The sequence below is a fragment of the Streptomyces sp. P3 genome (assembly GCF_003032475.1).
Taxonomy (GTDB): domain Bacteria; phylum Actinomycetota; class Actinomycetes; order Streptomycetales; family Streptomycetaceae; genus Streptomyces.
Genome location: NZ_CP028369.1, coordinates 5,134,770 through 5,152,211, shown reverse-complemented (window position 1 = coordinate 5,152,211; position 17,442 = coordinate 5,134,770). Strand labels below are relative to the sequence as shown.

Genomic DNA, 17,442 nt, shown 5'->3' with positions numbered 1-17,442 from the left:
CGTTGCGGGAACCGGACGTAGCGTGGCATGCACGGGGCAACGGAGGCGGACGACGGTCGACACCCTGGGGGACGCGATGTGCTGGAGTGCGACGGCCGATCTGGTGGCGGGGGCCGGGCTGCTCGCCCTCGGCGGGGTCGGCGTGGCGGGGGTTCGCAGCCGCCGGGACCTTCCGCTGGCCGCGCTGCCGCTGCTCCTCGGGGCGCACCAGATCGTGGAGGCCCTCGTCTGGGACGCGGGCGGGGGAAGCGGAGCCGCCACCGTCGTCTGGACCGTGATCGCGCTGCCGCTGCTGGCGGTGTGGGTGCCCGCGGGGGTGTGGTGCGCGGCCCCGCCGTCCGCCCGGCGCGGCGCCTCGTTCGCGCTGGCCGTCGGCGTCGCGACCGCCGTGCCGCTCGCGTACGGCATCGCCGCCGGTCCGGTGACCGCCGAGATCCGCGGGCACCGGGTCGGTTACCTCGTCGACCTGCCGTACCCGCCGGTCCTGGTCGCGGGCTATCTGGTGGCGACGGTCGGTGCGCTGCTCCTGTCGGGCGACCGCAGGCTGCGGGCCCTGGGGGCGGTGGCCGCCGTGGGGGCGGCGGGATGCTTCGCGCTGTGGCGGCTGGAGTTCGTGTCCACCTGGTGCGCCTTCGCCGCGGTCTGCTCGGTGCTGCTGGTCGGCTGGACCCGCACGCCGCGTCGTGAGGTGAGTCACATCTTCCGTAGATCGCAACTTTAGTTGAAAGTTCTGGCATCTAGGTCACAAAAAGCCTTCCGCAGAGCTATCCGACCCTCGCCCGGCGACTGGAGCCATCCTCCATGACCGACAGGTCTTCCACGGTGCCCGCCCCGCCCGGCGCGGCCACCGGCGCCACCACTGACGCTGCCGCTGCCGCCACCGCCGAGTACGCCCGGATCTACGCGGAGCAGCAGCCGCGGCTCGTCGCGTACGCCCGCTCGCTCACCAGGAACACCTGGACCGCCGAGGACCTCGTCGCCGAGGCCCACTTCCGCGTGTGGCGCCGACTGGCCGCGGGGCACGAGATCGACAACGTGCCGGCCTACCTGCGGACGACGGTGCGCCATCTCGCGATCGCGTCCGGGAGCGCGACACGCGAGGCCCCGAGCGATCCGCGGGCGCAGGCGCGGGATCGGGCCGAGACGGGCACGCACGGGGAGGATCCGGCCGAGCGGGTGGCCGGCGTCGATCTGGTGGTCAGGGTGCTGGGCCAGCTGCCGGAGCGCTGGGTGAAGGCGCTGTGGCTGGCGGAGGCGGAGGGGCAGCCGCTGGCGGCGATCGGGCCGCAGCTCGGCACCAAGGACGGCGCGACGGCCGTCCTCCTGCACCGGGCGCGCGAAGGTATGCGCCAGGCTTTCCTCCGGGCCCAGACCGGCGCTCCGGACGACCCCGCCTGCCAGGTCCACTGGGCCCGGATGCCGGCGTACGTCCGCGGCGCCGCGACCGCTCGCCAGAGCGAACGGCTGCTCGGACACGTGGACTCGTGCGACGCGTGCCGGGCGGCGCTCACCGCGCTGATGAGCGCCAACGACCGGCTGCCCGCGTTCGTCGGCCCGGCTCTGCTCGTCCTCGCCCTGGGCGGTACCGCCAAGTTCCTGCCGGTCTTCACCGCGGCGTCGGCCGGCGCGACCGGCCTGGCCGGCGGCCACGGTGCGGGCGTGCTGCACGGGATCCGTCATGCCGTGCCGACCGGCGCCAGGATGCCCGCGGCGACGGCGGGCGCGCTCGTGGTGGGCGCCGCCGTGGTGTGTCTCGTCCTCGGCTGGCCGGACTCCGCGCCGCCGCCGCACACGCCGGCGGCCGGGACGCCGGTGGCCGAAGCTCCGCTCGAGGGGGGTCAGGTGGCCGGGACACCGGTGACACCGCCGCCGTCAGCGACCGCGGCGCGGGCCGAGGACCCCGGCCCGTCGGCGCCGGAGACCGACGCCGAGGGAGCGGGCCCGCGCGCACCGGAGACCGCCGGCGCACCACGGGGCGGCACCGGCGTGGCCGAACGGGCGGCGCAGCAGCCCACGCCCGCCGCAGACCCCACGGCGCGTCCCACGCCCGCTCCGGCGGACAAGCCCCCGCGGAAGACGCCGCGCGACGACGTCCCCGGTGGCACGCCCGGCACGCCGGACCCCACCCCGCCTGCCGGGCACCCCGATCCCGGGCCCCCGCCGACGACGGACCCCGCACCCGACGACCCGCACCCCGGCGGGGACGACGGGGACGGTGACGGGGGCGGGCACGACGGGGACGGACACGACGGTGACGGGGACGGCCACGGGAAAGGCGGGCACGGGAAAGGCTCGAAGGGCGGCGGCCCGGGGCCGGAGACCGGCCGACCCGGCTGCCCGGCCGACCCCTCCCGCTCCGGACGCGGGAACCCGCCGGACCGGCGTCCGCACCCGCACCCGCGTGCAAAGGCCGGGACGGCCCCGGGCCGCCAAGCCGGCCACCACGACGCCCCTCGCGCCGCACGCCCGCACTGAACGTCGGCCCGGAACGCCACTGCCTGCGCCGCGCGGAGGACGGCTCGACGAGGCCCTGCCCGACACCGACGCCAACCCGGCGGCGACGACTTACGACTGCCACGTCTGCCAGGTCTGCCGCGTCTGCCACCAGCCCTACGAGCGCCCCGACGTGGCCGCCTGCCCGACCCACGACGCGGTCGTCTGCTCCCTGTGCCTGAGCACGGACAAGACGGGCGACCACGTGCTGCCCGAGCAGGCTCCGGCGATCCGAGCCGTCGCCCCGCGGTGGCGAGAGGCCGCCCCGGTCCGTGATCGCGGGACGGTCCTTCGTCGGTCGCGCGCGGGTGGGCGCGGGGGGTCAGGGCTGGGCGACCGGGCAAAGACTCCGGGCCGCCGAGCCGTCGCGCGCGCTGCACCTGCGAGACGGGGTTCACCGCGCGAGCCGGCGGCCGCGCCCGGCGGGCCGATCTCCACAGAGGTCTCGTGGTCATCGCGTCACCGTCCATTTCTGCTGCACGGTGCCGGCGCAGGTCCAGATCTGCAGCCGGGTGCCGTTGGCGGAGCCGCCGCCCGCGGCGTCCAGGCACTTGTTCGCCTGCGGGTTGACGATGTCCCGGGCGGCGGGGAGGGCCCACTGCTGGGCGGCGGTGCCGTTGCAGTCCCAGAGCTGGACGGGGGTGCCGTCCGCCGTGCCGCCCGAGGCGACGTCCAGGCACTTGCCGAGCGCGCGGATCGTGCCGTCGGCTCCCACGGACCACTGCTGGGCGGCGGTGCCGTTGCAGTCGTACAGCTGCACGGCCGTGCCGTTGGCGGAAGCGGCCCCGGCCACATCCACGCACTTGCCGCCGATCCCGGTGATCCGGCCGGCGCCCGGCTGGGCGTCGCCGGTGCTCACGCGGACGTGATCGACCAGGAGCTGCTGCGGGAACGCCGTGCCGCCGTCGGGGTCGCCGGGCCAGTAGCCGCCGACCGCGAGGTTGAGGATCAGGAAGAAGGGCTTGTCGAAGACCCATCGCCGTCCGCCCAGGTCGGCGGGGGTGCGCCGCTGGTAGACGGCGCCGTCGACGGACCAGGTGATCGCGTTCGGGCTCCAGTCCACGGCGAAGGTGTGGAAGGCGTCGGCGAACGCCTGTCCCCCGGGCAGGGTGTACCCGGCGCCGATGCCGCCGGAACCCGAGTAGCCCGGGCCGTGCAGCGTGCCGTGCACCGCGGACGGCTCGAAGCCCACGTTCTCCATGACGTCGATCTCGCCCGAGTCGGGCCAGCCGACCCGGCCGATGTCGTCGCCGAGCATCCAGAACGCGGGCCACATGCCCTGGCCGCGCGGAATCTTCATCCGCGCCTCGACGTGACCGTACGTCGTGGTGAACCGGCCGGCCGTGTTCAGCCGGGCGGAGGTGTACTCGCACCGTCCGTACCAGCAGGGGTAGTTGCCCGGGTTCTCCCGCCGTGCGGTGATCACCAGATGGCCCTGTCCGTCGAGGGCGGCGTTGCGGTTGCCCGGGGTGTAGTACTGCCGCTCGTGGTTGTCGACGTTGTCACCGGTCTCGGTCTGCCACTTCGTCCCGTCCACGGCCGCGCCCGCCGGCCCGTCGAACTCGTCGGCGAACGTGGCGGCCGCCGCCGCCCGGGGAGCGGGAGAACCGAGGGGGCGGGCCGCGGGTTCCGCGGCGGACGGTGACGCGCCCTGTGCCGGCAGGGCGGACAGCGAGGCGAAGGCCATGAGTGAGGCAAGTAGGACCAGCAGGCGCCGGGGCGGGCGCGGAGAGTTCATGACTCTCCCTTCATGGGGCACGAAGGGCCAGATAGGGCATGTCCATGACAGATCATGAGCCGTGACCGCGCAGCGGGTCACCGAGATGCCGTCCCGACCGGGTGGGGGGGCGATGGGTGAACCAGTCCCGAGGGAGGCTTAGTTCACTACGTGATTTAAGAAGTGAGCAATGCGGGTGTCAAGGGTTTGGTATGGACCGGTCGTGCCGACATCCGGGGGGCGGCGCCACACGACGGCCGCGGTGCGGGAAAGATGGTCGACCATGACCGCACGGATCTTCATCGACAAGCAGAGCCCCAAGGCCTACCACGCGCTGGTCCAGACGTCCGAGGCGGTGCGGGCGACCGCCGCCGAGGCCGGCCTGGAGCGCACCGTCGTGGAACTCGTCAACCTGCGCGTGTCCCAGCTCAACGGCTGCGCGTTCTGCCTCGACGTGCACACCAGGGCGGCGCTGCGCGCGGGTGAGGACACCCGGCGGCTTGGCGTCCTCGCGGCCTGGCGGGACACCGGCCTCTTCACCCCCCTGGAACGGGCGGCCCTGGCGCTTGCGGAGGCGACCACCCTGCCGGCCGACGCCGCCGCACAGGAGGCCGCCTACGCCGACGCCCGCGCGGAGCTCACCGACGACCAGATATCGGCGGTGATCTGGGTGGCGGTCACCATCAACGCCTTCAACCGTGTGTCCATCCTCAGCAAGCATCCCGTGCACTGAGCCGACGCGGGGCGGGGGTTGGCCGTCGGCGCGTCCGGTAAGAATCGGGGGGTCCGCCGACCGTCGTCCGCCTCTGGAGGTCCCGTCCATGCCCCACTCCGACGCCCGCGGCGCACGGGAGTTCGTGGACCCGCAGCCGGAAGGGACGCCGTTCGACTGGGGGTTGCCCGGCTCGGGACCCGACGAGGCGTTCCTGGGCGAGCTGACGGGGCGGCGCGTGCTGGATCTCGGCTGCGGCACGGCCCGTCGCGCCGCCCGGCTCGTGCGGACGCACGGCGCCGTCGTCGACGCCGTCGACCCGGCGGCGGACGTGATCGGGCCCGCCCGCGCCGGACACGGGCCCCTGCCCGGGCTGCGGCTCTTCCATTCCGACCTCGACGCCCATCTGCGGACCGCCGAGCCCTACGACACGATCTACTCGGCGGGCGGCGTCCCGTCCGGCGATCTGCGCCGGCTGCTGCCCTCGCTGGCGACCGCGCTCGTCCCCGGGGGGACCCTCTGCCTCGCCGTGCCGGACGGTGACCCGACGCCGGTCGGGCCCACGGTCCCCCCGGCGGTTCAGCCGAAGACGCCCGCCCCCGACGCGTGGGAGACGCTGCTCGCCGACCACGGGCTGCGCGTGGAGGAGACGGTCACGGTGCGCGCGTCCGGCCCCGCGGACCCGCCCGGATACCGCCTCGTGCGGGCCCGGCGTCCCCTGCGCGTGCGCGCCCGCCCCCGCGGCGGCCGGCCGCCCGCGGCGCACGCCGCGCTCGGCGTCGGCGCCATCGTCCACGGCCCCCGCGGACTGCTCCTGGGCCGCCACCGCAGGGGCACGTGGGAGCTGCCGGGCGGCACGGTGGAACCCGGCGAGTCCCTGCGGGACACGGTCGTGCGGGAGTTGCGCGAGGAGACCGGGCTACGGGCCGCCCCGTCGGACGTCCGGCTGCTGGGCACGCTCCTCGACGAGATCGGCGGCCTCCCGCGGATGACGGTCGGTGCCGTGGTGACCCGCTGGGAGGGTGAGCCGGCCGACCAGCCGGGCGAGAGCGTCGGCGACTGGCGCTGGCACTCCCTCGACCGCCTGCCGCCGTCCCTGTTCGAGTGCAGCGCCCAGTCCCTCACCGCATGGCGGCCGGACCTGCCGATCGACCACGCCCCGGCCCACTTCACGCCCTACGGCACTTGACCGGACGGCGGCACCCGCAAGCCGCCCGGGCCCGGCGCCGTACCAGCAGGCCGGACGGGTCTGACGGGTCGGACGAGTGCGGGCTGTAGCACAAAGGCGGCCACGGCGCGGGCGAACTGCGGCGCGAGCCACCCGCAATCGTGCTTTTCCTCACCCGTTCCCGTGGACTCCCCGCCCACCTCCCGCGAGTCGTTCCCGCAGGTCGTGGGAGAGTGACGGCCGGAATTCGGACAGGGGGGCCTGTGACGCGTCGACAGAAACGTTCCAGGGCAGCCGCAACGCCTCCGCGCCGGAGGGTTCCGGCGCTGTTCGTCGCCCTCGCCCTCGTGGCCGGTGCGACGCTCGCCGGAGCGGCCCCGGCCGACGCCGCGACCTGGACCCGCGTGGCGCCCGGCGTGACGTACCGTCAGTACGATCTGCCCGCGGCCGCCGGGACGGCGCACGCGCACGTGCTCGGAGTCGACCTCGCCGACTCCCGGGTACGCCTCGGCCTGTTGTACCCGGGGGCGATGGCGGCCCGCGCGACCGTCTCCTCGCTGGCCGGCCGGCAGCGGGCGGTCGCCGGCGTCAACGGCGACTTCTTCGACATCACCGAGACGCAGCATCCGGGGGTCGCGGCGACCGGGGCGAGCGTCGGTCCGGCCGTCGCCGGCGCAAGGGCGCTGAAGGGCGCGGTCCCGCAGGCGCAGCGGTTCGGCCCCGCGCCGCCGCCGGGCACGGACACCAGGGCCGTGGTCGGCGTCGGCACCGACGGCAGGGCGCGGCTGGACAGTCTGACTCTCCGCGGTTCGTACACCGTCGAGGGCCGGCGCATGCCGCTGGGCGGCGTCAACCAGTACGCGCTGCCGGAGAACTCGGTCGGCGCGTTCACCGCGGAGTGGGGCGGCGTCTCGCGCCGGCGGGCCACCTGCGGCTCGGACGGCGCGCGTGCCGCGCCCTGCAGCACCAGCACCTACGAGGTGACCCTGAAGAGGGGCCGGGTCGTGTCGGCCTCGGTCACGCCCGGCAGCGGCGCTATCGCCGCCGGAAGCACGGTCCTCGTCGGACGGGAGGCGGGCGCCGAGCGTCTGAAGAGGCTCGGCGCGGGGCAACGGGTGGCGGTGCGCTACGCGCTGAGGTCCGCGTCGAGGTCGGTCTACCGTTTCGCCGTCGGCGGCTTTCCGGTGCTGTCGGGCGGCCGGCCGCTCGCCGGTCTCGACGCGTCGGTCTCCGCGGTGCGCACGGCCGTCGGTATCGGCGACGGCGGACGACGGGTGTTCCTGTTCGCGCTGGACGGCGCCGCCCCGTACCGCAGGGGGCTGACGATCGCCGAGGTCGCCGTCGCCCTCAGGGGCCTCGGCGCGACGGAGGGCTTCAGTCTGGACGGCGGCGGGTCCTCGACCCTGGTGGCCCGTCCCCCGGGCGCGGCCGCCGGGGTCACGGTGCGCAACCATCCGTCCGACGGGGCGGAGCGTCCGGTGGCGAACGGCATCGGGGTCTTCGTCAGCCGGCCCGGGGCCACCGGACACCGTCGGCGGTCCCGGTGAACCCGGTGGTGCCTCTGGTACCGGTGGCGCCGGTGGCGCGGAGCCTCACGGCCGTAGGCCGCCGACGATGTCGGCCGTCGCCGTGAGTCCGCCGGCGATGGTGGGAGCCATGCTGGTGCCGGCCAGGAGGAATCCGAGCAACAGGCAGACCACGGCGTGCGAGACCTTCAGTCCGCCGTTGCGCATGAAGATCACCGCCAGAACCAGCAGCAACAGCACCAGGGAAATCGAAACGGCCACCGTCAACCTCCTCCACGTCCGTTTTCACGGGGTTCGGCCGTAAGTGTGGCGTAGCGAAGGTTTCGTCCGGGTGGCTGAGCCGTCCGCCGAAGGAGTGGTGTCACGGAAAAGCCCGCCCCTGGAATGCGCCCGGGGGCGGGCCTCACCGGGTGACGGCCGGGGTCAGGGGGCCCGCAGGTCGACGAGTTCGGCCACGGCGGTGCGGTGCGCGCCCGCGGTGCCGTAGGCGATCGAGTCGGCCTTGGCCCGCTTGAGGCACAGGTGGACGGGGTGCTCCCAGGTCATACCGATGCCGGCGTGCAGTTGCAGCGCCTCCTCGGCGGCGCGCACGGCGACTGGCGCCGCGTAGGCCTGCGCGACGGCCGTCGCGAGGTCGGCGTCCTCGCCGTTCGCCAGCGCGTCGGCCGCGGCGCGGGCGCCGGCCCGGAGGTTGACGACCTCCAGCCACAGCTGTGCCAGTCGGTGCTTGAGGGCCTGGAAGCCGCCGACGGACCGGTTGAACTGCTTGCGCTCCTTCAGGTAGCGCACGGTCTCGGTCAACGCCCATTCGGCCAGACCGAGTTGCTCGGAGGCGAGCAGTCCGGCACCGGCGCGCAGAGCGCGCCGCACGGCGGGTCCGGCGTCGCCGAGCCGGGCGCCGGCGGGCGTCCCGGCGAGGGTGACGGTCGCCAGGGGCCGGGTGAGGTCGAACGACACCTGCGAGGTGACCGTGACGGACGAGGCCTGGACCGCGTACAGGCCTCCGTCGTCCGCGGGCACCAGCAGCAGGTCGGCGGCCACGGCGTCGGCGATGCCGGTCAACTCGCCGGACAACAGCCCGTTCTCGAGTCGTACGGCCGGGAAGGCGGCGCCGGGCGCGGTGTGCAGACCCACGGCGAGCGCTGCGACCGTGGTCGCCGACGCCAGCCGCACGAGCAGGTCGTCGGCGCCGCACGCGAGCAGCGCCTCGGTGGCCACCACCGCGCTCGTCAGGTAGGGCACGGGCGCGACCGTCCGCCCCAGTTCCTCGAGGACGACGGCCGCCTCCCGGTGGGTGGCGCCCTGTCCGTCCAGCTCCTCCGGGATCAGCAGGCCGGCGAGGCCCATGTCGCCGGTGAGGGTCTTCCACAGGGAGACGTCGTGCGGGGCGTCCGACTCGGTCCGCGCGATGACGCCGGCCGGGTCCAGGCGGTCGGTCAGCAGGTCCCGGACCGCCGACCGCAGCGCCTCCTCCTCTTCGGAGTAGAGAAGATCGGTCATCGGGCGAGGTCCTTCCAGGCGACGTCCTTGTCGGTGCGCGGCTCGGACGGCAGGCCCAGGACGCGCTCGGCGACGATGTTCAGCAGGACCTCGCTGGTCCCGCCCTCAATGCTGTTGCCCTTGGAGCGCAGGTAGCGGTACCCCGCGTCACGGCCGGTGAAGTCCACGAGCTCCGGGCGGCGCATCGTCCAGTCGTCGTACAACAGGCCCTCCTCGCCGCGCAGTTCCACCTCCAGGCCGCTGATCTCCTGGTTGAGGCGGGCGAAGGCGAGCTTCATGCCGGCGCCCTCGGGGCCGGGCTGGCCGGACGCGAGCTGCTGGCGCAGGCGTTCGCCGGTGAGGCGGGCCACCTCGGCCTCCACCCACAGCTTCAGCAGCCGCTGGTGCAGGTCGTGGGTGCGCAGTTCGGGCCGTTCGCGCCACGTCCTGGCGATCGGGCCGATCATGCCGCCCTCGCGGGGCAGCCGCATGCCGCCGATGGCGACGCGTTCGTTGTTCAGCGTGGTCTGCGCGACCCGCCAGCCCTCGCCGACCTCGCCGAGGCGGCGGGCGTCGGGGATGCGCACGCCGGTGAGGAAGACCTCGTTGAACTCGGCTTCGCCGGTGATCTGGCGCAGCGGCCGGACCTCGACGCCCGGGTCCGTCATGTCGCAGAGGAAGTAGGTGATGCCCGCGTGCTTGGGCACGTCCGGGTCGGTGCGGGCGATGAGGATGGCCCAGCGGGCGACGTGGGCGCTGGAGGTCCACACCTTCTGCCCGTTGACGACCCAGTCACCGCCGGCCTCACGGACGGCACGCGTGCCCAGTGCGGCCAGGTCGGAGCCGGCGCCCGGCTCGCTGAACAGCTGGCACCAGACCTCCTCGCCCGTCCACAGCGGCCGCAGGAACCGCTGCTTCTGTTCGTCGGTGCCGTACTTGAGGATCGTCGGCGCGGCCATGCCTAGGCCGATACCGATGCGCCGGGGGTCGTTGTCGGGGGCGCCCGCGGCCTCCAGCTCGGCGTCGACGACGGCCTGGAGGGAGCGGGGGGCGCCGAGGCCGCCGAGGCCCTCCGGGTAGTGCACCCAGGCGAGGCCCGCGTCGAAGCGGGCCTCGAGGAAGTCCGTCCGGCCGGTCGTGGCGGGCGGGTGGTCTGCCAGCAACTGGGCTGTGCGGCGCTGGAGTTCGGCTGCGTCGGTCATACGGCGGCTCCGTTCTGCGGTACGACGGCGACCCGGCCGGTGGTGACGCCGTCGGCGACCCGCTGCACGGCGGCCGCGGCCCCGTCGAGCGGTGTGCGCTCGCTGATCAGCGGCTTGATCGCACCCCGGGCGGCCAGGTCGGTGAGCTGCTCGTGGCAGTGCTGGACCAGCTTGGGGTTCTTCGTGTTGTACAGACCCCAGTGCAGGCCCAGGATCGCGTAGTTCTTCACCAGCGCGTGGTTCAGCGCGGGGCTCGGGATGGTCCCGCTCGCGAAGCCGACGACCACGATCCGGCCCTCGAAGGCGACGGTCTTCGCGGACTGCGTGTAGGCCTCGCCGCCGACGGGGTCGTAGATCACGTCGGCGCCCCGGCCGCCGGTGGCCTCCTTCACGGCGGCGACGACGTCCTCGGCGTGCCGGTCGATCACCGTGTCGCAGCCCAGTTCCCGGGCGACGGCCGCCTTCCCGGCGCCGCCCACGACGCCGATGACCCTCGCGCCCGCCGCCTTCCCGAGCTGTACGGCCGCGCTGCCCACGCCTCCGGCGGCGGCGTGGACGAGGAGCGTCTCGCCCGCTTCGAGGCGCGCCCTGCGGTGCAGTCCGAACCAGCCGGTCTGGTAGCCGATGTGCAGGGCGGCGGCCTCGGCGTCGTCCAACGACTCGGGGGCGGGCAGCAGAGCGGCGGCGTCCGCGAGGGCGTACTCGGCGAAGCCGCCGTGCGGCAGGGCCGGGTTGGCGATCACACGGCGGCCGTCCTCGGTCTCACCGCAGATCTCCACGCCCGGGGTGAACGGCAGCGGCGGCCGCACCTGGTAGTGGCCCCGGCACATCAGCACGTCCGGGAAGTTGATGTTCGCGGCGCGCACCCTGAGCAGGACCTGGCCGTCGCCGGGCGTGGGCCGCTCCACGTCCGTGAGCCGCATCACCTCGCTCGGCTCGCCGTTCTCGTGCACCTGCCATGCCTGCATGCGGAGCCTCCACGGGACTGCGTCGTCGTACCCTGGTCCATCGCATACTAAGCGGTCGCTTGTGACTGAGGGAACCGTTGGGTGCGTCACCTCTGCGACGGCCGCGCCCGCACATGCATCCGTTCGCCCTGCGGCCCGAAGAGGCTGAGGAACTCGGCGGGCCCTTCTCCCGTCGATCCGAACCAGTGCGGCACGCGCGTGTCGAACTCGGCCGCCTCCCCGGCCGTCATCACCACGTCGTGCTCCGCGAGCACCACCCGCAGCCGTCCCGACATCACATAGAGCCATTCGTAGCCCTCGTGGGTGCGCGGTTCCGGCTCCTCCTCGCGCTGCGGCACCAGCACCTTGAACGCCTGCAGTCCGCCGGGCTGCCGGGACAGCGGCCAGAAGGTGCGCCCGTGCCGCACCAGGGGCTCGGCACGCACCCGGGGATCGCTGACCGGGGGCGCCCCGACCAGTTCGTCCAGCGGCACCCGGTGGGCCTGTGCGATCGGCAGCAGCAGTTCCAGGCTGGGCTTGCGCAGCCCGGACTCCAGCCGCGACAGGGTGCTGACGGAGATGCCGGTCGCGCCGGACAGCGCGGCGAGCGTCACCTCCCGCTCCTTGCGGATGCGACGCAGCCTGGGCCCGACCTCCGCGAGTACGTCATCGGTAGCCATCTCCCCATCTTGCCGAATCGGCAACAACGTTTGTCAATCCGGTGTCGGTGTGGCGACGGTGGCGACGGAGGTGGCCACGGGGACCGAGGAATTCGAGGTCGGGCTTCGCCGAGCAGGTGGTGAACGCCGCCGGCCGCGGCTGCCGGGCCTGCGCCACGTTCAACGGGATCTGCTGACTGCGGATCTCGACGCGGCCGCCGCGGCTGCCGGGACGGCCGGGGTGTAGTCACCGACTCCCCGGTGCACCATGGCTGCATGCTGCTGACCCGGCTCGCCGACGTGTCCCGGGAGGTCGCCGCCGTTCCGGCGCGCTCCCGCAAGATCGCCCTGCTCGCCGAACTCTTCCGGGAGGCGGACGCGCAGGACGTCCCCATCGTCATCCCCTACCTGGCCGGACGGCTCCCCCAGGGCCGCCTGGGCGTCGGGTGGAAGGTGCTGAGCCGTCCGGTCGCCCCGGCCGACGGGCCCACCCTCTCCGTGCGGGAGACGGATGCCCGGCTCACCGAGCTCGGCACGGTGTCGGGCCCCGGATCGCAGGCCGAACGGACGCGTCTGGTGGGCGAGTTGATGAGCGCGGCCACCGCGGACGAACAGCGGTTCCTGCTCGGCCTCATCACCGGCGAGGTCCGCCAGGGCGCGCTGGACGCCGTCGCCGTGGAGGGCCTGGCACAGGCGACCGGCGCGCCCCCGGGAGACGTGCGGCGGGCGGTGATGCTGGCGGGCTCGCTGCAGTCGGTGGCGCGGGCGCTGCTCGCGGACGGGCCCGCGGCACTGGAGTCGTTCCGGCTCACCGTGGGCCGCCCGGTGCAGCCGATGCTGGCGCACACCGCGTCCTCCGTCACCGAGGCGGTCGGCAGACTCGGCGCCTGCGCGGTCGAGGAGAAGCTGGACGGCATCCGCGTCCAGGTGCACCGCGACGGCGACGACGTGCGCCTGTACACCCGCACCCTCGACGACATCACCGACCGCCTGCCCGAGGTGACCCGTGCGGCGAGGGGGCTGGCGGGGTCGCGTTTCATCCTGGACGGCGAGGTCATCGCCCTCGACGGGACGGGCCGCCCGCGTTCCTTCCAGGAGACCGCCGGCCGGGTCGGCTCCCGGGTGGACGTGGCGACGGCCGCGGAGGCGGTGCCGGTCTCCCCCGTCTTCTTCGACGTGCTGTCCGTGGACGGACGGGACCTGCTCGACCTGCCCCTCGCCGAGCGTCAGGCGGAACTGGCCCGGCTGGCGCCCGAGCCGATGCGGGTGCGCCGCACGCTCGTGTCCGGCCCCGAGGACGCCGGGGCGGCGGAGGAGTTCTCCCGCCGGACGCTGCTGCGCGGCCACGAGGGCGTCGTGGTCAAGGCGCTGGACGCGCCCTACAGCGCGGGCCGGCGCGGGGCGTCCTGGCTGAAGGTCAAGCCGGTGCACACGCTCGACCTGGTGGTCCTGGCCGCCGAATGGGGCCACGGGCGGCGCACCGGCAAGCTCTCCAACCTCCACCTGGGCGCCCGCGCGCGGGACGGCGGCTTCGTGATGCTCGGCAAGACCTTCAAGGGCATGACCGACGCGATGCTGGCCTGGCAGACGGAGCGCCTGCGGGAGCTGGCCGTCGAGGAGAACGGGTACGTGGTGACCGTCCGCCCCGAGCTCGTCGTCGAGATCGCCTACGACGGCCTGCAGCGCTCCTCCCGCTACCCGGCCGGGGTCACCCTGCGCTTCGCCCGCGTGCTGCGCTACCGCGAGGACAAGCGGCCCGAGGAGGCGGACACGGTGGAGACCCTGCTCGCCGCCCACCCGCAGGTGCGTCCGTGACCGCGCGCCGAAGTGCCGGCCTGCTGTTGTTCCGGCGGACCGGGGCGGGCCCCGAGGTGTTGCTGGGGCACATGGGCGGCCCCTACTTCGCGAAGAAGGACGCCGGTGCGTGGACCGTCCCCAAGGGCGAGTACGCGTCCGACGAGCCCGCCTGGGAGGCGGCCCGGCGCGAGTTCCGCGAGGAGCTGGGGCTGGACCCGCCCGACGGCGAACCGATCGCGCTCGGCGAGGTGCGGCAGACCGGCGGCAAGATCGTCACGGTGTGGGCCGTCGAGGCGGATCTCGACCCGGCCGCCGTCGAGCCGGGCACGTTCACCATGGAATGGCCGCCCCGCTCGGGGCGCACCCGGGAGTTCCCCGAACTCGACCGGGTGGCCTGGTACGGCATGGAACGCGCGCGTGAGCTGATCGTCACGGCGCAGGCCGCGTTTCTGGACCGGCTGGCGGAGCACTCGTCACCGAGCGCCTGAGCGGACGCGTACGCGTTGCGGTGTCCGGTGCGGCGCGCGAAGGTCGGAACACAGCCAGCTCCCCAGGAGGTCGGTCATGCCCATCGCGACGGTGAACCCGGCGAACGGCGAGACGCTCGAGACGTACGAGGCCATGGGCGAGGAGGAGCTGGAACGCCGGCTCCAGCTCGCCGAGGCCACCTTCCGCACGTACCGGACGACGACGTGTCCCGAACGCGCACGGCTGCTGAACCGGGCCGCCGACCTGCTAGACGAGGACCAGCCGGAGATCGGCCGGACCATGACCGTCGAGATGGGCAAACCGGTCAGGCAGGCGCGGGCCGAGGCCGCGAAGTGCGCCAGGGCGATGCGCTGGTACGCCGAGCACGCGCAGGAGCTGCTCGCCGACGAGGAGCCGGCCGCCGCCGACGTGAAGGACTCCGGCGGCTCGCGCGCCGTGGTCCGGTACCGGCCGCTGGGTCCGGTGCTCGCGGTGATGCCGTGGAACTTCCCGCTGTGGCAGGTCGTGCGGTTCGCCGCGCCGGCGCTGATGGCGGGCAACGTGGGCCTGCTCAAGCACGCCTCGAACGTCCCGAGGACCGCGCTGTACCTGGAGGAGCTGTTCCACCGGGCCGGCTTCCCCGAGGGCTGCTTCCAGACCCTGCTCGTCGGTTCGGGCGCGGTGGACGAGATCCTGCGCGACGAACGGGTCAAGGCGGCGACCCTGACCGGCAGCGAGCCGGCCGGACGGGCCGTCGCCGCCACCGCCGGCGAGATGATCAAGAAGACGGTGCTGGAGCTGGGCGGCAGCGACCCCTACGTGGTGATGCCGTCCGCGGACGTCGACCGGGCGGCCGAGGTCGCGGTGACCGCGCGCGTGCAGAACAACGGGCAGTCGTGCATCGCCGCCAAACGGTTCATCGTCCACGCGGACGTCTACGACGCCTTCACCGAGCGGTTCGTCGCGGGCATGGCGGCCCTGCGGGTCGGGGATCCGCTGGAGGAGGAGACGGAGGTCGGCCCGCTGGCGAGCGAACAGGGGCGGGCCGACCTGGAGGAACTGGTGGACGACGCGCGACGCTCCGGGGCCGAGGTGCTGTGCGGGGGCGAACGGCCCGACGGCCCCGGCTGGTACTACCCGCCCACCGTCCTGGCCGGCGTCACGCGGGAGATGCGCATTCACCGCGAGGAGGCGTTCGGGCCGGTGGCGACCGTGTACCGGGCGACCGACCTGGACGCGGCGGTGCTCATCGCCAACGACTCGCCGTTCGGGCTGAGTTCCAACGTCTGGACGCGCGACGAGGCCGAGGTGGACCGGTTCGTCCGGGATCTGGAGGCCGGCGGGGTGTTCGTCAACGGGATGACCGCGTCCCATCCGGGGTTCCCGTTCGGCGGGGTGAAGCGGTCCGGATACGGCCGGGAGCTGTCCGGGCACGGAATCCGGGAGTTCTGCAACATCACCACGGTTTGGCACGGTGCGTGACCGCCGCGCGGCTACGATCCCGGGTGTGAACCGCGAAGTGACCCTGCCCCTGATCGTCGACGACCGCGGGACCCTGCAGGTGACCGCGGCGGACGTGAGCAAGCTGCTCCGCACGCTGGGGGGCCGGTGGCTGCATCTCGTCGAGGCCGGGGCGGAGGATCTCGACGAGAACACCGTCGCCGCGTTGACGATCGAACTCGCCAAGCTCGCCGACCGGATCGACGTGGCCTGCATCGCGCACAGCAGCGGAGGCGCGCCGTAGCCAGGCCCGGCGCACGGTCGCGCCCGCTGCGTCGAAGACACCGACAGGCAGCCGGACCGTCGGACGGACCGACAGGCAGCCGGACCGGCGGCCCGTCCGGAACGCGAGCGGCCCCCGGGGATTCTTCCCCGGAGGCCGGATCGCGTCGTCGTCCCGCGTGTCAGCGGATCGGCATTCCCGACAGCGTGCGGGCGATCACCAGCCGCTGGATCTCGCTCGTGCCCTCGAAAATGGTGTAGATGGCCGCGTCGCGGTGCATGCGCTCCACCGGGTACTCGCGGGTGTAGCCGTTGCCGCCGAGGATCTGGACGGCCTGCGCGGTGACCTTCTTCGCCGTCTCGCTGGCGTACAGCTTCGACATCGAGCCCTCGGCGGCGGTGAACGGCTTCCCGTTGACCGCCATCCAGGAGGCGCGCCAGACCAGCAGCCGCGCGGCGTCGATCTGGGTGCGCATGTCCGCGAGCTGGAAGGCGACGCCCTGGTTGTCGATGATCGGGCGGCCGAACTGCTCACGCGTCTTGGCGTAGTCGAGGGCGACCTCGTAGGCGGCGCGGGCCGTACCGACGGCCATCGCGCCGACGGCGGGGCGCGAGGCCTCGAACGTGGCCATCGCCGCGTTCTTCACCCGCTCGCCGCCCGTCTTCGCCCGCTCGCGGGCCCGCGCCAGCCGCTCGTCCAGCTTCTCCTTGCCGCCGAGCAGGCAGGAGCCGGGGACCCGCACGTTGTCGAGGACGACCTCGGCGGTGTGCGAGGCGCGGATGCCGTGCTTCTTGAACTTCTGGCCCTGGGCGAGCCCCGGGGTGCCCGGCGGGACGATGAAGGAGGCGTGTCCCTTGGAGCCGAGCTCGGGGTCCACGGCCGCCACGACCACGTGGACGTTGGCGATGCCGCCGTTGGTCGCCCAGGTCTTGGTGCCGTTGAGCACCCACTCGTCCTTGGCCTCGTCGTACACGGCCCGCGTGCGCAGGGACGCCACGTCGGAGCCGGCGTCGGGCTCGGAGGAGCAGAAGGCGGCCACCTTGACGTCGTTCGCGTCGCCGTACATCTGCGGGATCCAGGTGCCGATCTGCTCCTCGGTCCCGTTGGCGAGGACGCCCACGGCGGCCAGCCCGGTGCCCACGATGGACAGCGCGATGCCCGCGTCGCCCCAGAACAGCTCCTCCATGGCCATCGGGATGCCGAGGCCGGTGGGGTCGAAGTACTGCTGCGCGTAGAAGTCGAGGGAGTAGATGCCGACCTTCGCCGCCTCCTGGATGACCGGCCAGGGAGTCTCCTCACGCTCGTCCCATTCGGCTGCCGCGGGGCGGATGACGTCGGCGGCGAAGCCGTGCAGCCAGTCCCGGACCTCCTTCTGTTCGTCGTTGAGCTCCATGGTGAACTCGGCCATGTCCCCTCCAGCGGCGGTACGTGTTACTAGCGGTAACTCGAGTCTGTTACCGGTCGGTAGGAAAAGTCAACTCCTGACGACCGCGCGGGAGCCCTTCCACCCGTTCGATGTCAGGCTGCTGTCAGGTGTTAGTTTGCGCAGGC

Annotated in this window: 16 protein-coding genes and 1 pseudogene; 10 read left to right on the top strand and 7 right to left on the bottom strand. The window is 73.8% G+C overall.

Translation table 11 applies throughout. The features are described from left to right. The first annotated feature begins 76 nt into the window (after positions 1-76). The 3 genes and pseudogenes from C6376_RS23305 to C6376_RS45375 all read left to right on the top strand — a co-directional run. A complete protein-coding gene (locus C6376_RS23305) occupies positions 77-721 on the top strand; it encodes a DUF6629 family protein (protein ID WP_107445211.1) in 645 nt (214 codons plus the stop codon). An 80-nt stretch (positions 722-801) separates the two neighbouring features. Then, positions 802-2,475 (top strand): sigma-70 family RNA polymerase sigma factor, encoded by a 1,674-nt coding sequence (locus C6376_RS23300; RefSeq protein WP_107445210.1) that lies wholly within the window; start codon positions 802-804, stop codon positions 2,473-2,475. A 14-nt stretch (positions 2,476-2,489) separates the two neighbouring features. Next, positions 2,490-2,713, top strand: a pseudogene (locus C6376_RS45375) (allantoin permease); the annotation flags it as partial. Positions 2,714-2,944: 231 nt separating this feature from the next. Here the strand turns inward: C6376_RS45375 and C6376_RS23290 are convergent. After that, a complete protein-coding gene (locus C6376_RS23290; protein WP_107445209.1) occupies positions 2,945-4,231 on the bottom strand; it encodes a glycoside hydrolase family 16 protein in 1,287 nt (428 codons plus the stop codon). A 262-nt stretch (positions 4,232-4,493) separates the two neighbouring features. Here C6376_RS23290 and C6376_RS23285 point away from each other — a divergent pair, with 262 nt between their 5' ends. The 3 genes from C6376_RS23285 to C6376_RS23275 all read left to right on the top strand — a co-directional run bounded on the left by C6376_RS23285 (position 4,494) and on the right by C6376_RS23275 (position 7,637). Then, a complete protein-coding gene (locus C6376_RS23285) occupies positions 4,494-4,943 on the top strand; it encodes a carboxymuconolactone decarboxylase family protein (RefSeq protein ID WP_107445208.1) in 450 nt (149 codons plus the stop codon). Between the two features lie 88 nt (positions 4,944-5,031). Continuing rightward, positions 5,032-6,111, top strand: a complete 1,080-nt coding sequence (locus C6376_RS46165) for an NUDIX domain-containing protein (protein ID WP_107445207.1) — start codon at positions 5,032-5,034, stop codon at positions 6,109-6,111. 326 nt (positions 6,112-6,437) lie between these two features. Further along, complete coding sequence (locus tag C6376_RS23275; protein WP_254076013.1) at positions 6,438-7,637, top strand: phosphodiester glycosidase family protein; 1,200 nt, start codon at positions 6,438-6,440, stop codon at positions 7,635-7,637. Positions 7,638-7,682: 45 nt separating this feature from the next. On the opposite strand, the gene C6376_RS23270 is transcribed toward C6376_RS23275, so the two are convergent. The 5 genes from C6376_RS23270 to C6376_RS23250 form a co-directional block, all read right to left on the bottom strand. Continuing rightward, the gene (locus C6376_RS23270) at positions 7,683-7,877 is read right to left on the bottom strand and encodes a hypothetical protein (protein ID WP_107445206.1); all 195 of its coding nucleotides are present in this window, start codon (positions 7,875-7,877) and stop codon (positions 7,683-7,685) included. A gap of 162 nt (positions 7,878-8,039) precedes the next feature. Further along, positions 8,040-9,116 carry an acyl-CoA dehydrogenase family protein gene (locus tag C6376_RS23265; protein ID WP_107445205.1) on the bottom strand — a complete coding sequence of 359 codons (1,077 nt, stop codon included), beginning with the start codon at positions 9,114-9,116 and terminating at the stop codon, positions 8,040-8,042. Then, entirely contained in the window at positions 9,113-10,297 is a 1,185-nt protein-coding gene (locus tag C6376_RS23260) for an acyl-CoA dehydrogenase family protein (RefSeq protein WP_107445204.1), read from the bottom strand. Before C6376_RS23260 ends, C6376_RS23265 begins: the two co-directional genes overlap by 4 nt. Next, entirely contained in the window at positions 10,294-11,265 is a 972-nt protein-coding gene (locus C6376_RS23255) for an NADPH:quinone oxidoreductase family protein (RefSeq protein WP_107445203.1), read from the bottom strand. The genes C6376_RS23260 and C6376_RS23255 overlap by 4 nt, the downstream gene beginning before the upstream one ends. 86 nt (positions 11,266-11,351) lie before the next feature. Then, positions 11,352-11,924, bottom strand: coding sequence for a helix-turn-helix domain-containing protein (locus tag C6376_RS23250; protein ID WP_107445202.1), 573 nt, complete (start codon positions 11,922-11,924; stop codon positions 11,352-11,354). Between the two features lie 255 nt (positions 11,925-12,179). On the opposite strand from C6376_RS23250, the gene C6376_RS23245 reads away from it, so the two are divergent. From C6376_RS23245 to C6376_RS23230, 4 genes are all read left to right on the top strand, one after another. Beyond that, complete coding sequence (locus C6376_RS23245; RefSeq protein ID WP_107445201.1) at positions 12,180-13,718, top strand: ATP-dependent DNA ligase; 1,539 nt, start codon at positions 12,180-12,182, stop codon at positions 13,716-13,718. Continuing rightward, on the top strand, positions 13,715-14,188 hold the full coding sequence (locus C6376_RS23240; RefSeq protein WP_107445200.1) for an NUDIX domain-containing protein: 474 nt from the start codon (positions 13,715-13,717) through the stop codon (positions 14,186-14,188). The genes C6376_RS23245 and C6376_RS23240 overlap by 4 nt, the downstream gene beginning before the upstream one ends. Before the next feature lie 76 nt (positions 14,189-14,264). Next, the gene (locus tag C6376_RS23235) at positions 14,265-15,650 is read left to right on the top strand and encodes an NADP-dependent succinic semialdehyde dehydrogenase (RefSeq protein ID WP_107445199.1); all 1,386 of its coding nucleotides are present in this window, start codon (positions 14,265-14,267) and stop codon (positions 15,648-15,650) included. Positions 15,651-15,675: 25 nt separating this feature from the next. Continuing rightward, positions 15,676-15,912, top strand: coding sequence for a DUF6213 family protein (locus C6376_RS23230; protein WP_107449123.1), 237 nt, complete (start codon positions 15,676-15,678; stop codon positions 15,910-15,912). Between the two features lie 160 nt (positions 15,913-16,072). Here C6376_RS23230 and C6376_RS23225 read toward each other — a convergent pair whose 3' ends face one another. Continuing rightward, complete coding sequence (locus tag C6376_RS23225) at positions 16,073-17,299, bottom strand: acyl-CoA dehydrogenase family protein (protein WP_107445198.1); 1,227 nt, start codon at positions 17,297-17,299, stop codon at positions 16,073-16,075. Positions 17,300-17,442 lie beyond the last annotated feature (143 nt).